The sequence below is a fragment of the Shewanella oncorhynchi genome (assembly GCF_030848765.1).
GTDB classification, from domain to species: Bacteria; Pseudomonadota; Gammaproteobacteria; order Enterobacterales; family Shewanellaceae; genus Shewanella; species Shewanella oncorhynchi.
Genome location: NZ_CP132914.1, coordinates 3,644,936 through 3,658,153 on the forward strand (window position 1 = coordinate 3,644,936; position 13,218 = coordinate 3,658,153).

A 13,218-nucleotide genomic window follows, 5' to 3' on the forward strand; every position below is an offset into this window, starting at 1 on the left:
TAACGACTGCATAAAACTGTGTGGTATATTAGCCAGCATTCCCGTGTCCCACTCTTTAAGTGTTGAATCAAAAAGGTCTCCCATGAAAATTGGAATTATTGGCGCAATGGAGCCAGAAGTCGCTCACCTGATCACCGCCATGACAAATGCGACATCGCAAACCATTGCTGGTATTGAATTTATTGCTGGTACTCTCGCTGGTAAAGACGTAGTCGTGACTCGCTCAGGCATAGGTAAAGTCGCCGCAAGTATTGCGACCACGCTACTCATCGAAAAATATGCGCCGGATGCGGTGATCAATACTGGTTCTGCCGGTGGTTTTGTGGATTCGCTGGCCATTGGCGATATCGTGATTTCTTCTGAAGTGCGTCACCATGATGTGGATGTCACCGCCTTTGGTTATGAAATTGGCCAAATGGCGCAGCAACCAGCTGCGTTTATTCCTGCCGCACATTTAGTTAAAGCAGCCAACAAAGCGATTGCTCAACTGGGTGAAGTCAAAGCGATTGAAGGTTTAATTTGTACTGGCGACAGCTTTATTTGCGATCCTGTTCGCACCCAAGCCATGCTCAAAAACTTCCCGACTATGGCCGCCTGTGAGATGGAAGGTGCGGCAATCGCTCAAGTTTGTCATCAGTTTGGAGTGCCATTTGTGGTGATCCGCTCTTTATCGGATAACGCCAACAATGACTCGCCAGTGGATTTCGACTCTTATATTGTCAAAGCGGGTTATCACTCGGCTCTGATGGTGATGTTGCTGCTTGAGCAACTGAATCCTAGCGTAATAAAATAATCACTTAAGTGGAAAGTACCGAATGCACACCTCTTTTTATCAACAACTTGTCGAGATAGATGGCGCTTTGTTTGAAGGCTTTTTGGTACTTTTTTTTGCTTTGTTATTGGCGCGGTTAGCGCCATTGCCACGGGAAATGCAGCCGCTTATTTGGTTTAGCCATTTAGCTAAGCAACTCGCAGCCAAGGTGAATCGCCCTGAACGATCTCCAAGCCAACAAACCACAGCAGGCTTTTTAGCTATGTTGCTGTTGCTGTTTCCCTTTTGGGCCATTATCACCTTTTTGCTCGAACTAGCTGCCTTTCCATGGTTTTTCGAATTTTTGGTGCTTTATCTATGCTTAACCGATGCAGGGTTTAGCCAAGTCGCCGATGAAATCGCTAAGGCCTTAAAACGTGGAGACAATGCCAGCGCAAAAAAGCTTTTACAGCCTTGGGTAGTGCGCGATACCGATAGTTTGTCGGAAATCGGCCTAGCCAAAGCCACCATAGAAAAACTCGCCACAGCGCCTATTTACGGCACAGCATCGACCATTTTCTTTTTCGCTATTGCTGGAGCACCGCTAGTGCTAGCTGTGCGCATGCTCAAACAACTCGAATTGAGCTGGCCGCCCATTCAACCAAAGTATCAACATTTCTGCAGTACTGTGAATGGTGTATCCATTATCTTGCTGGCGATTCCGGCTTGGTTGTGGAGCCTGTCGCTCGCTATTCAAGGCGGGCCTAAGGCGTTTGCAAAACTTTTTAGAGCCCCTAAAAATCATCACGCTATTCGAGGTTATGTTCTCAGTGTGAATCTCGTGGCCAGTATTTTGAGAATCGAGCTCGGTGGACCACAGAAGTTTGCTGGCGTGCGTATCAATGTGGATAAATTGTGCTACGGTCCGCAGCCAACCAGTGATGACATCACGCCTGCAATTAAGCTGACCTCACGTGCCTGTGCTATCTGGTTTAGCTTTATCATTATACTGCCCTTGTTATGGGCAAGTTTACGTTGGTTACAAAGCCTGTGATATGATGCCGCATTATCTCAACGTGAAGTTAAAGGCTGACCATCTTGCTCGAAAACATGCATGTTTCATTAACAACACCTGCGTTGTTATTTCCTGCTATCTCATTGTTACTATTAGCTTATACCAATCGTTTTTTTGCCTTAGCCGCATTAATCCGAAATTTAAGTAATGGTGAAAAACCCGTACATAAAGATCAAATTAAGAACCTGAGCCAGCGTATTACCATCATTCGTCGAATGCAGGAAGCAGGCGTGTCAAGCTTTGCCCTATGCGTACTGTGTATGATTTTTATCTATATAGGCTTTAATAAAACCGGCTCAGTGATTTTTGGCGCTAGCCTACTGCTCTTACTCTATTCACTGATTTTATCTGTGATTGAAATCCGCATCTCTGTGGACGCATTAAATATCCATATCAAAGAGATGAGTAAATGAGCCAGTGGATCTACTTTTTTGATTTATGGGGTACCGCTGTATTTGCATTATCCGGCGCACTTGCCGCTGGACGCCATAGAATGGACCCCTTTGGCGTAATCGTGCTCGCCTCGGTTACCGCTGTCGGTGGAGGCAGTATTCGTGATGCCTTAATTGGTGCAACACCGGTGTTCTGGATCCGCGACCCGAATTACATCATAGTGATCCTCGCGACCGTGCTCGTCTGTTTGCTATTAGTCCGTCGCCCTCGTAAGGTACCAGAGTATATTTTACCCGTCGCAGATGCCTTTGGATTGGCCCTCTTTACCGTGATAGGTGCTGAAAAGGCCCTCAATATGGGCTTGAGTGGGATGATTGCCGTCGTAATGGGCTTGATCACAGGCGTGGGAGGAGGCATTATTCGAGACTTACTGTGTAGACAAGTTCCTATGGTCTTACGCACAGAAGTCTATGCCACAGCTTCGATCATAGGTGGTATCGGCTATACCGTGAGCTTAGCCTACGGTATGGGCGAAAAAATGGCGCTGTTTCTGGCGATGGCCAGTGCCCTGTTAATCCGCTTAAGTGCCATCAAGTGGCATCTTTCATTACCGGCCTTTGATCTCAAGACCAAGAGGGAATAGTTTGCGAATATTGTGTTTTATTTTATGCCTCATTTTTGTTCCAGCCCTCAATCCTGCAGCGGCGCAAGCCAACTCAGGTGAAATGCCACAAGAACAGCAGTTAGCCGTAAAATATATGAATGCGCTAACTGAACACGACTATAAGACACTACGAAAATTCTATAACCGCGAAAGCGTCTTCTTCGACAAAACCGCCAACCGTAAATACACTGGCGGCCGCTTCATTATCGACTTCCTTGAGCGTGCCCACGAGGGCGTGCTCGAGTACAACTTCAACATAGAACATATGTATAACGCAGGCTCTTTAGTGGTAATGATAGGTAACTACCATTTCAAGGGTCCAGGTGAACAATTTGGCAAACCGGGGAAAATCATCGATGTTGCGATACCAGGTGTGACAAGCCTTAAGATCGACATGCTCAATCGCAGAGTAACGGAACATGTCGACCTAATCGATTACCAGACCATGTCAGACCAATTAGCGATGCAGTAGTCACAAAATTTATCCGTCTTTGAAACTTGATCCCTAAAAACGAGTCGAAACTAACAATGAGTCAATACCACTGCGTATTTCACCTTTGAAAAATTGACTGAGCCGTTTCGTTTCAATGAGGTTTGTATGAAGTTTTTTGGATTGATAGCCCTACTCGCCCTTAATGGCTTAATACTGGCCCCCAAAGCACAGGCTTTACAGCCCATTATCGTTTCCTACGCCGTTCAGCCAGTAAGCCATTTTAATCAACAACTACGTACCGCTCAGGCGCAACATCAGCCTTGGTCGGAAGATCCCAATAAAATCAGCAGCCAATATGCAGGCAACAAATTTACTTTAGTGCGAACTCAAACCAATAAAGATGGCATTTTGACCTATCAAGTGAGCGAACTTTCCAAGCAGCATCCACAGATGCTATTGATTATCTCACTGAAACAAAACGCTAAACTTTGGCAGGTAAGTTCGGCCCAATTGGCATGGAAATGCAGTGGTGGGCAACACTTTGGCACCGACAGATGTAATATCGCCGAGCATGAGGCCAATACAGCGCCTTAATCTTGTATTGTCAAAAGATTCAAAAACAAAGAGCGCCCTAAGGCGCTCTTTTTGTTCGTTTAAACTTACTGTAGCGTAAACCTAACTAAACCAACGTCACTATACCAAAGTCACTTTGGCAAACTTACGTTTACCGACTTGGAATACAGCAACAGTACCCGCGAACAAAGTCATACGGCTATCTTCTAGCTTTTCGCCGTCCATCTTCACCGCGCCTTGCTTGATCATCCGCATCGCTTCTGAAGTCGATGACACTAAGTCAGCGTCTTTCAACAGATTGGCAATCGCAATACCTTCACCCGCAGCTAACTCAATTTCTTCGATATCATCGGGGATCATGCCCTTAGAACGATCGACAAAGGCTTGATGCGCACTTTCGGCAGACGCTGCATCGTGGAAACGTGTGATAATTTCCTTAGCTAAGGCGATTTTAATGTCACGTGGGTTAGACCCATTCGCCACATCTTGCTTAAACTGTTCAATTTCAGCCAGTGGGCGGAATGACAGTAGTTCAAAGTAGCGCCACATCAAGTCATCCGAAATTGACATCAGCTTGCCAAACATTTCGTTGGCAGGTTCGCTCACGCCAATATAGTTATGCGCCGATTTAGACATTTTCTTCACGCCGTCTAAACCTTCAAGCAGCGGCATCATGATCACAGCTTGTGGCTTTTGGCCTTCGGCTTTTTGCAGTTCACGGCCCATTAACAGGTTGAACTTTTGATCTGTCCCCCCCAACTCAACATCGGCCTGCAGCGCAACTGAGTCATAACCTTGCAGTAAAGGATACATAAACTCATGAATCGCAATCGACTGACCCGAGGCATAACGCTTCTTAAAGTCATCGCGCTCCATCATACGAGCCACAGTTTGCTTAGACGCGAGACGGATCATACCAGCGGCGCCCAATGGCTCTAACCAGCTTGAGTTGAATTCGATACGAGTCTTAGCAGGATCGAGGATCTTGTAAACCTGTTCTTTATAGGTTTCTGCGTTCGCTAAAACTTGTTCACGGGTGAGCGGTGGACGAGTGCTATTTTTACCACTTGGGTCCCCCACCATACCAGTAAAGTCACCAATCAAAAAAATGACTTCATGACCTAACTCTTGGAATAATCTTAATTTATTTAAGATTACTGTATGTCCAAGATGGATATCCGGAGCGGTAGGGTCAGCGCCTAACTTAATACGGAGTGGACGTCCTTCTTTGAGTTTTTCCAGCAGATCCGCTTCGAGTAAAATCTCATCGGTACCACGTCTAATTTCTGCTAATACTTGGTCTAAATCAGCCATCTCGGCAGGGACTCCTAAGGCCATGATCATAAAATGAAGAGACTTATGTTACTTGTTAGCCACCACAATTGAAAGTGTGTACACTAACGGGATTATTTAAGTCTCTGGTTATTGGTATCGGCGTCAATGGGAAAGGTTATAACGTTATTTAAATTGTTGCCTAAAAAGCATCAAATTCTCCTTAGCATTCTTTCAGTTATCACAATGATAACCATGCTTCTACCTTCTGAAGAAGCGCAAGCTTCAAGACAAACCACTAGCATTGATGACCAAGCTCAAATCAACACCCGTTATGATGTGCCCTTAGCTTTTCGCTCGCCTGAACGCCCTGAGTTGCCAGAAGGTCAAACAGATAATGCTCCGACAACGGCTGAACCGTTATCCTCACCCGATGCGCTCGCTGCAGCTGGAGCTAATAATCAAGCAGCAGGATCCCACGAAAACGCTCTACACAGAGATGTCGAACATTTTAACGTCAAAAATGGTGATACTTTAGCCGCGGTATTTGACCGCGCTGGCTTAACCAGCAAAGACGTTTATGAAATCACCCAGTTGCCTTTAGCCAAGCAAAATTTACTTAAGATAATGCCGGGCGAAGAAATTGTGATTTCAAAGGATGCAAACGGTAATTTGACTGAAGTACGTTATCGGGTCGATGCTATTTCCACGCTAGTCATCACTAAAAGCCAAGAGCAATACAACGAAAAAATCTCCGAAAAGGATGTGGAAATCCGCAACCATTTCACCAGTGCCAAAATTAAGAGCAATTTCTGGAATGCCGCCGTGGATGCAGGCATGTCTGCCAACCAGATATTACAGCTATCGACCGTATTCGGCTGGGATATCGACTTCGCCTTAGACTTACGCGAAGGCGACAGCTTCGCCATTATTTACGAGCAAGAATATGCCGATGGTGAATTTTTGCGTAATGGCAATATCTTAGCTGCAGAATTTGTTAACCAAGATGAGCGCTATACTGCCATTCGCTATACCGACGGTAACTATTATTCCGAAAATGGCACTAGCATGCGTAAAGCCTTCCTGCGCTCACCAGTCGATTTTAAGTATGTCAGCTCCAACTTTAACCCAAGACGTTTGCACCCAGTGACAGGCCAAGTCAAAGCCCATCGCGGTGTAGACTATGTCGCAGCCATTGGCACGCCCATTAAAGCTGCGGGTAGTGGACGCGTTATTGAGTCTGGTTATAATCAATTCAACGGTAACTATGTGTTTATCAAACATAACGATACCTATACCACCAAATATCTACACCTCACAAAACGTAATGTCAGCAAAGGCGCCAACGTTAAGCAAGGACAAATTATTGGTACTTTAGGTAAAACAGGCCGTGTCACTGGGGCTCATTTACATTACGAATTTATCGTCAATGGCGTACACCGCAACCCGAGAACGATTACGCTACCGAAATCCGAATCAATTGCGAGAAAAGAAAAAAATCAATTCGATGCACTTAGCAAGCAATTGATGACTACACTTTCGCAAAACAAGCAAACGCAATTGGCAATGCAATAACGACGGATGGATTCCTCCCAATGAAAAACGCTTATTATATTGGACTTATGTCAGGCACCAGCATGGACGGTGTCGATGCAGTATTGGTCGACTTTTCAGGCGCGCAGCCGCAGCTTATCGCCAGCCATACCGAAGCTATTCCGAGCCATTTACTCAAAGGTCTACAGCGCCTGTGCTTACCCAGCTCAGATGAAATTAACCGCCTCGGCCGTTTAGATCGAAATGTGGGTCAGCTGTTTGCCTTAGCAGTCAATAATCTGATGGCTAAATGTGCTATTGCGAAAGAAGATGTCATCGCCATTGGTAGCCATGGTCAAACTGTGCGCCATATGCCAAACCTCGAAGTGGGTTTTACCTTACAAATAGGCGATCCTAATACTATTGCGACCGAAACAGGCATAGATGTCATTGCCGATTTTCGTCGCAAAGATATTGCCCTTGGTGGCCAAGGCGCGCCCTTAGTACCCGCATTCCACCAGCAAACCTTTGCCCAAGTCGGTAAAAAACGTGTCATCCTCAATATTGGTGGTATTGCCAATATCACCTATCTGCCGGGCAATAGCGAAGAAGTCTTAGGCTTTGATACAGGGCCAGGCAACACCTTAATTGATGCCTGGATGCAACAGGTTAAAAGTGAACCCTTCGATAAAAATGGCGAATGGGCTGCATCCGGAAAAACTGATCAAAGCTTATTAACTCAGTTGCTTTCGCATCCGTATTTTTCCCTTGCTTACCCTAAAAGCACTGGTCGCGAACTGTTTAACCAAGCTTGGTTAGAGCAGCAATTATCACCCTTTAATCATTTAGATGAAGAAGATATTCAATCAACTTTATTGGATTTAACCTGCCACAGCATAGCCCAAGACATTATTAAACTATCCAATGAAGGGGAATTATTCGTCTGTGGTGGTGGCGCGTTCAACGGCCAACTGATGCAACGTCTTGCAGCCTTATTACCAGGTTATAAGCTGGATACTACCTCGGCCCTTGGCGTAGATCCTAAGTGGGCAGAAGGCATCGCCTTTGCCTGGCTCGCCATGCGCAATCACTTATGTTTACCCGCTAATCTCCCTGCAGTAACAGGCGCCTCCCGCGAAGCCGTACTCGGCGGACGATTTAGCGCTAAGTAATTGGCCTTCGCAAAATACTAAAGCGATAACTTAAACAAGAGCTTCTACATGAAGCTCTTGTTGTCTTTAAAAGACAAACTAATCTTTTCCCCTCTTCCTGCCTAAATTTATCAAGAAAATCAGCAGCTATTTTAAAGCCATCTATTCTTAATTACTGAAGCATTTAGTGACAGAAGCATGAGTAAAAAAAGTTTCGTCACTGAAGCTTAATCAAGTCTCACTATAGTAAAAACGGATATAGGATATTGCTCTAAACAGCTCAAACACTTAGGAATAGCCTCATAGGCGTCCAATAAGAAACTGGTTTTAAGGGAACTCATGTCTACAGCGCGATTTTGCTCACTCAGACAAGATCCGTTAATAGGCAGGTAAATTAGGAATAAAGACGCACTGATTAACAAGCAAGCGTCTTTAAAAGAATAGGAAATCAAACAATGAACATGTCACAAAAAATGGCGGCAGAATTTCTTGGCACCTTATGGTTAGTCCTTGGAGGTTGTGGCAGTGCGGTACTTGCCGCTGCATTTCCCGGGGTGGGCATAGGCTTACTCGGTGTCGCGCTCGCATTTGGCTTAACGGTTCTGACTATGGCCTTTGCGATTGGCCATATTTCAGGTTGTCATCTCAACCCTGCAGTGTCATTCGGCCTTTGGGCTGGGGGACGTTTTCCGGCAGCAGAATTATTGCCCTATATCATAGCCCAAGTCGCGGGTGGAATTGTTGGCGCAGGCATCTTGTATCTCATCGCTTCAGGACAAGAGGGATTTTCACTCGCTGGCGGATTTGCCTCTAACGGTTTTGGTGAGCACTCACCAGGTGGCTATAGCATGCTGTCGGTGATGATTTGTGAAATCGTTATGACACTGTTCTTCTTGATTATTATTTTAGGTGCCACCGATGAGCGAGCGCCTAAGGGATTTGCCCCAATTGCCATAGGGTTAGGTTTAACCTTAATTCACCTTATTAGTATTCCTGTGTCCAATACTTCGGTAAACCCAGCGCGTAGCACAGGCCCTGCACTGTTTGTCGGTGACTGGGCGGTATCACAACTCTGGTTGTTCTGGGTAGCACCGATTGTCGGCGCTATTTTGGCGGGCTTTATCTATCGCTACTTCCGCGCGGCAGAATAAAAGCCGAAGATCTAACACAACAGCGCTCTCTTGGCGCTGTTGTTCTTTTTCTAATCCCGCTCTAATGTTACCATTTAGCCAACTGGCGAATTTTGCTGTGCCCTAGGTTTTTACATTAGAGACACAACAGGCTTCGCCCTATCCAAGCAAAAGAGATATTTTTCATGAGCAAGACTGTTAAAAACCTCGCTGAGACAGCAGCAATGACGCCAGAAGCCCGTTACGATTACCTCGTTGAACAAGTTAAAGAACACAAAATACTTTGGACATTACAAGATCAAGACGGTTGCGTGATGTTAACCACTGAAGAAGAAGATTGCATCCCAATGTGGCCAACCGAAGAAGCCGCTGATTCTTGGGCTGTGGATGAATGGAGTGATTGCCAAACATTAGCGATTCCACTCGACGAATTTCACGAAAGATGGGTGCCAGGCATGGAAGATGACGACCTCTTTGTCGCCGTATTCCCAGTATTAGATGATTTAGGTGTGGTAATCCCGCCTTATGAGTTAGATCAAAGATTAGCGCCTAAGCAAAGCCACTAATCACTATAGCTAAACGAGAATGCCTATGAGCGAGCAAAAATCGGCGATACAGACACCAGAGGCAAGTACAGCCCTGAGTCAGCACTTTCCGAAACGACTCATTGCCCTATTGCTAGTGTATGTTGTTGCGTCAGTGAGTGGCTTAATCGCTAAACAAGGGGTGTTATTTTGTCTGCTAACCCTCCTGATGGTGATTGCCATTATCGGTCGGCAAAAAGCAGGGCTTATCATGCTGCGCGGCTACACAGTCGTGCAGCTTGGATTGATTAGCATGCTGCCAGTGATCATGTACGATCCGGGCAACTTAGTGGTAGGTCCAACGACAGTGTACTTAGGTGAATGGCAGGGAAAACTGCCAGACTATGTGATTTTTATCGCTTTGATCGTCTTGTCATTACTGCAAGTTTGGATAGCCTTTGATAAAAAGGTAAAGGCATGGTTTAAACCTAAGCTTAACCTGAACATCATGAGCTAAGCTCTTGTAGAAAATAAATTTAGCCCAACAAAAAGCCGTCATTGCGACGGCTTTTTTGATCTCACTCCACACCTAAAAAGATGCAAAGTTAGTCATCATTAAACAGAAAAACTTTTTACACAGAGAAACTGGCACCACAGCCACAGGTTGTGGTTGCGTTAGGGTTTTTCACGAAGAAGCGAGAACCTTCCAGTCCTGAAGTGTAATCCACTTCACCACCGACTAAATATTGTAGGCTCATAGGATCGACAACCAAGAGAACGCCTTGTTTTTCTATCGTAAAATCGCCGTCATTGACCTTTTCATCAAAGGTAAAGCCGTACTGAAATCCAGAACAACCACCACCAGTCACATAGACTCGTAGCTTAAGTGCAGGATTTTGCTCTTCTTCCAGCAAACCTTTCACCTTGGCGGCTGCCGCATCGGTAAATTGGATTGGCATTGCTGTATCAGCTTGATCAGTCATTACTACCTCTTACATCAGTTTTCTGGGGCAAATTATCCTTTACCTGACTGTTTTGTTCAAGTATTACCCGTGGTTCTTTTTCACCCTGTAATAACTCAGGGGCACTATAGACATGTTCGGTCTGCGAATTCTTAGTCCAGCGGCTCGAAGGCACCAGCACTTTGACTTTCACTTGTTGTAAATTAAAGCCAGCAGGAACAGTGACCTTGGTATCTATGACTTGAAAATAGCGAAAATCAAATTCCAACTTAGAACCCGTGAGTTTGTTCACACTCAAGCTAACAGATTTGCCATCTTGCACACCAATGAGCGTCAATTCTGTTCGGCCTTGAATAGCTTGCTTACGCTTTTGCAACTGAGTCAACACCAACTTGAGATGATATTCATCGGCCAAAGCGCCCGGCGTCATTTCAAGTCCGTGAATAGCAACACCTTCAGCATTATCATCCGGTGTCATAATGCTGCGGTAAAATGCCAACTCATGCTCCAATTCTTTTTGCTTTTTCATTTGCTGGCCAAACATTTCTTGCATTTGGGTATTAGCTTCGCGCTCGACGGACAGCTCTAAATTTCGGGTCGCAAGTAGTTGGGTCTGTGCCTCTAACTCAGCGGTCAAGCGTTGAGTCTTGCTGCTGATATGCTTAACAACAGGCTCATCGCTGCTTAATAGCAGAAAACTTATCCAAGCCCCAAAAAGAATAGAAACTAACACTAAAAGCGATAAATACACTGAAGATGGACGATACTTGAGATCCATCACTTGCAGCCGATCTAGCCAACGATGATAATTTGGCATTAGGTAACAGCCCCTTATATAAAATACAATCAACTCAAGAACGAGTTCGATACAATACAACTCAGGCCAATGTAGTGCAATTAACGATAAATAAAGTCGCTATCCAACATGCCATAGTCACAGCCAAAAAGTATTTAACCAATGAGCTACGTGACCATTTATCTCAAGCCCGCATCAGTGCACAGCTGTGCATACTGGCACTGTTATTTGCTATTTTTGCATCCTGTGTGATCTTACTGTTTCGACTCTTGCTCGTTTGGGCTAATCATTACACCCAAATACAGGCGCTGGATTTTACGGGGAACGTCGCCGACTGGCGAGCCCTGTTACCCCTTTTAGGCGCAATATTAATTTGGATAGTGGCGAAGTTGGGCTCCAAACGCTACAAACGTATGGGAATAGCCTATGTGTTACATAGAGTTAAACTGCATTATGGTAAAATCCCCCTACAATCCGCCGCTGGGCAATTTTTTCAAGCACTCTTTGCCCTAGGCACAAATTTCTCAGTCGGCCGTGAAGGTCCTGCCATTCATCTGGGTGCTGTCAGCGCCAGTTTTCTCGCTGAAAAATTCAATCTTCCCGATAATAGCGTACGCATCATGTGTGCCAGTGGGATTGCCGCAGGGATTGCCGCCACTTTTAACGCGCCCTTAGCGGCGGTGATTTTTGTACTTGAAGTGATAGTACGTGAATATAAAATCCATTACTTTTTCCCGATTATGCTATCAGCAATTTGTGGCGCAGTTTCAAGCCAATTAGTGTTTGGTAATGTGCACGAATTTGACCGTATTCAAGTGATCCACATTCCCTTAGATCACTACCCTATTCTCGCCATCGGCGGCGTAGTATTAGGCTGCGCTGCGGCGCTGTTTAATTACTCACTCTTAAAAGTTACCGCGACGGGGCAAAACTGGCCACTGATTTACCGACTATTACTGGCGGGCAGTGTCACCACACTAATCGGTCTCGTGTTGCCGCAAGCCCTTGGCACGGGCGATCTCGCCATTAGCGAAGCCATTAGCCAACATCCAAGCCTGTTGCTGTTAATCGCCCTGTTATTTGCCAAAACCATCGCCACTATTGCGGCGATTGGCTTAGGTATTCCCGGCGGTTTAATTGGTCCACTTTATGGTATAGGCGCGCTGCTCGGGGCGATTTTGGCGCTGATCAGTGCTATCTTATTCCCATCGATCGCCCCTTATGTAGGGCTTTACACTGTAATAGGCATGACAGCCATGATGGGCGTGTGTTTAAGCGCGCCGCTGGCCGCCTTAGTCGCCCTGTTAGAAATGACCAATGACGCCAGCATTATTTTACCGGCAATGTTTGTAACAATTCCGGCTTTTTTAATTGCTTATCAGGGTTTTAAGACTGACTCCATTTTCTTTAAGCAATTAGAAATTATGGGACTAGGTTATAAGGTCGCCCCCGTGAATTTAGCACTGCAGAAAAAAGGCGTACGAGCCTTAATGGATAAACGCTTTGTTATCGTCAATAACAACGATGAATTGTTACTCGAAGTGCTAAAACGCGCCGAAGGTCGCCCTGTGCTAGTCCGCAATGCCGATGGCATTATCGAAATGCTTAGTCTTGAAATGCAATCCTATGATGACAGTACCACGCTATCACGCCATCCCATGCAAGGGCTAAGCGACAGCACCACCCTCAATGAAGTCTATTCACTATTGTCACCCAAACGCTGCGGTGAGGTGTTTATCTATCAAGATACACCAGACAATGTGGTTGGAGTGATCAGTTGGTCGAACCTACAACAGGAGATTCGTTCAGGCCAAGCCTAATATCGCTTCAAAACCTGAGGCGGCAGATTAAAAGCTTTGGGCTTCATCGCAAAAATCTAACACAGTGGTAATGTGGCTATTTCGTTGCCCCAGTGCTTCTGCTACAATCGCGCCTCAGCCACCCTACATAACATCAGGGCA

The 13,218-nt window shown here is 45.5% G+C and carries 15 protein-coding genes; 12 read left to right on the top strand and 3 right to left on the bottom strand.

Translation table 11 applies throughout. The features are described 5' to 3' along the window. Positions 1–82: 82 nt before the first annotated feature. The 6 genes from RA178_RS16275 (at position 83) to RA178_RS16300 (ending at position 3,910) form a co-directional block, all read left to right on the top strand. Positions 83–793, top strand: coding sequence for a 5'-methylthioadenosine/adenosylhomocysteine nucleosidase (locus RA178_RS16275; protein WP_306682803.1), 711 nt, complete (start codon positions 83–85; stop codon positions 791–793). 22 nt (positions 794–815) lie between these two features. Next, positions 816–1,805 carry a cobalamin biosynthesis protein CobD/CbiB gene (locus RA178_RS16280; protein ID WP_306682805.1) on the top strand — a complete coding sequence of 330 codons (990 nt, stop codon included), beginning with the start codon at positions 816–818 and terminating at the stop codon, positions 1,803–1,805. A gap of 56 nt (positions 1,806–1,861) precedes the next feature. Continuing rightward, positions 1,862–2,239, top strand: a complete 378-nt coding sequence (locus tag RA178_RS16285) for a DUF2721 domain-containing protein (RefSeq protein WP_012088590.1) — start codon at positions 1,862–1,864, stop codon at positions 2,237–2,239. Beyond that, positions 2,236–2,862 (top strand): trimeric intracellular cation channel family protein, encoded by a 627-nt coding sequence (locus tag RA178_RS16290; protein WP_105249873.1) that lies wholly within the window; start codon positions 2,236–2,238, stop codon positions 2,860–2,862. The genes RA178_RS16285 and RA178_RS16290 overlap by 4 nt, the downstream gene beginning before the upstream one ends. A 1-nt stretch (position 2,863) precedes the next feature. After that, a complete protein-coding gene (locus RA178_RS16295) occupies positions 2,864–3,355 on the top strand; it encodes a nuclear transport factor 2 family protein (RefSeq protein ID WP_028760847.1) in 492 nt (163 codons plus the stop codon). A gap of 126 nt (positions 3,356–3,481) precedes the next feature. Continuing rightward, positions 3,482–3,910, top strand: coding sequence for a hypothetical protein (locus RA178_RS16300; RefSeq protein WP_028760848.1), 429 nt, complete (start codon positions 3,482–3,484; stop codon positions 3,908–3,910). Positions 3,911–4,009: 99 nt separating this feature from the next. Here RA178_RS16300 and tyrS read toward each other — a convergent pair whose 3' ends face one another. After that, entirely contained in the window at positions 4,010–5,203 is a 1,194-nt protein-coding gene (gene tyrS / locus RA178_RS16305) for a tyrosine--tRNA ligase (RefSeq protein ID WP_263200188.1), read from the bottom strand. Positions 5,204–5,329: 126 nt separating this feature from the next. On the opposite strand from tyrS, the gene RA178_RS16310 reads away from it, so the two are divergent. The 5 genes from RA178_RS16310 to RA178_RS16330 all read left to right on the top strand — a co-directional run bounded on the left by RA178_RS16310 (position 5,330) and on the right by RA178_RS16330 (position 10,016). After that, entirely contained in the window at positions 5,330–6,736 is a 1,407-nt protein-coding gene (locus RA178_RS16310) for a peptidoglycan DD-metalloendopeptidase family protein (RefSeq protein ID WP_306682807.1), read from the top strand. A gap of 20 nt (positions 6,737–6,756) precedes the next feature. After that, positions 6,757–7,866, top strand: a complete 1,110-nt coding sequence (locus tag RA178_RS16315; RefSeq protein ID WP_306682809.1) for an anhydro-N-acetylmuramic acid kinase — start codon at positions 6,757–6,759, stop codon at positions 7,864–7,866. 434 nt (positions 7,867–8,300) lie between these two features. Next, on the top strand, positions 8,301–8,996 hold the full coding sequence (aqpZ, locus tag RA178_RS16320; protein WP_306682811.1) for an aquaporin Z: 696 nt from the start codon (positions 8,301–8,303) through the stop codon (positions 8,994–8,996). Between the two features lie 164 nt (positions 8,997–9,160). Further along, a complete protein-coding gene (locus tag RA178_RS16325) occupies positions 9,161–9,541 on the top strand; it encodes a DUF2750 domain-containing protein (RefSeq protein ID WP_028760853.1) in 381 nt (126 codons plus the stop codon). Between the two features lie 25 nt (positions 9,542–9,566). Beyond that, a complete protein-coding gene (locus RA178_RS16330) occupies positions 9,567–10,016 on the top strand; it encodes a hypothetical protein (protein WP_028760854.1) in 450 nt (149 codons plus the stop codon). A 115-nt stretch (positions 10,017–10,131) separates the two neighbouring features. Here the strand turns inward: RA178_RS16330 and erpA are convergent, their stop codons facing one another. Both erpA and RA178_RS16340 read right to left on the bottom strand, forming a co-directional pair. Next, positions 10,132–10,482 carry an iron-sulfur cluster insertion protein ErpA gene (erpA, locus tag RA178_RS16335; RefSeq protein WP_006080742.1) on the bottom strand — a complete coding sequence of 117 codons (351 nt, stop codon included), beginning with the start codon at positions 10,480–10,482 and terminating at the stop codon, positions 10,132–10,134. Next, a complete protein-coding gene (locus RA178_RS16340; protein WP_105249880.1) occupies positions 10,475–11,278 on the bottom strand; it encodes a DUF6776 family protein in 804 nt (267 codons plus the stop codon). The genes erpA and RA178_RS16340 overlap by 8 nt, the downstream gene beginning before the upstream one ends. 74 nt (positions 11,279–11,352) lie before the next feature. Between RA178_RS16340 and RA178_RS16345 the strand changes: the two genes are divergently transcribed. Continuing rightward, a complete protein-coding gene (locus RA178_RS16345) occupies positions 11,353–13,077 on the top strand; it encodes a chloride channel protein (RefSeq protein WP_168823460.1) in 1,725 nt (574 codons plus the stop codon). Positions 13,078–13,218 lie beyond the last annotated feature (141 nt).

Excerpts from the sequence above, each read along its gene's own strand:
- RA178_RS16290 (WP_105249873.1), top strand. The coding sequence starts at position 2,236 with ATGAGCCAGTGGATCTACTTTTTTGATTTATGGGGTACCGCTGTATTT.
- erpA (WP_006080742.1), bottom strand. The coding sequence starts at position 10,482 with ATGACTGATCAAGCTGATACAGCAATGCCAATCCAATTTACCGATGCG.
- tyrS (WP_263200188.1), bottom strand. The coding sequence starts at position 5,203 with ATGGCTGATTTAGACCAAGTATTAGCAGAAATTAGACGTGGTACCGAT.
- RA178_RS16315 (WP_306682809.1), top strand. The coding sequence starts at position 6,757 with ATGAAAAACGCTTATTATATTGGACTTATGTCAGGCACCAGCATGGAC.
- RA178_RS16300 (WP_028760848.1), top strand. The coding sequence starts at position 3,482 with ATGAAGTTTTTTGGATTGATAGCCCTACTCGCCCTTAATGGCTTAATA.
- RA178_RS16325 (WP_028760853.1), top strand. The coding sequence starts at position 9,161 with ATGAGCAAGACTGTTAAAAACCTCGCTGAGACAGCAGCAATGACGCCA.
- RA178_RS16340 (WP_105249880.1), bottom strand. The coding sequence starts at position 11,278 with ATGCCAAATTATCATCGTTGGCTAGATCGGCTGCAAGTGATGGATCTC.
- RA178_RS16330 (WP_028760854.1), top strand. The coding sequence starts at position 9,567 with ATGAGCGAGCAAAAATCGGCGATACAGACACCAGAGGCAAGTACAGCC.
- RA178_RS16310 (WP_306682807.1), top strand. The coding sequence starts at position 5,330 with ATGGGAAAGGTTATAACGTTATTTAAATTGTTGCCTAAAAAGCATCAA.
- RA178_RS16280 (WP_306682805.1), top strand. The coding sequence starts at position 816 with ATGCACACCTCTTTTTATCAACAACTTGTCGAGATAGATGGCGCTTTG.
- aqpZ (WP_306682811.1), top strand. The coding sequence starts at position 8,301 with ATGAACATGTCACAAAAAATGGCGGCAGAATTTCTTGGCACCTTATGG.
- RA178_RS16275 (WP_306682803.1), top strand. The coding sequence starts at position 83 with ATGAAAATTGGAATTATTGGCGCAATGGAGCCAGAAGTCGCTCACCTG.
- RA178_RS16285 (WP_012088590.1), top strand. The coding sequence starts at position 1,862 with ATGCATGTTTCATTAACAACACCTGCGTTGTTATTTCCTGCTATCTCA.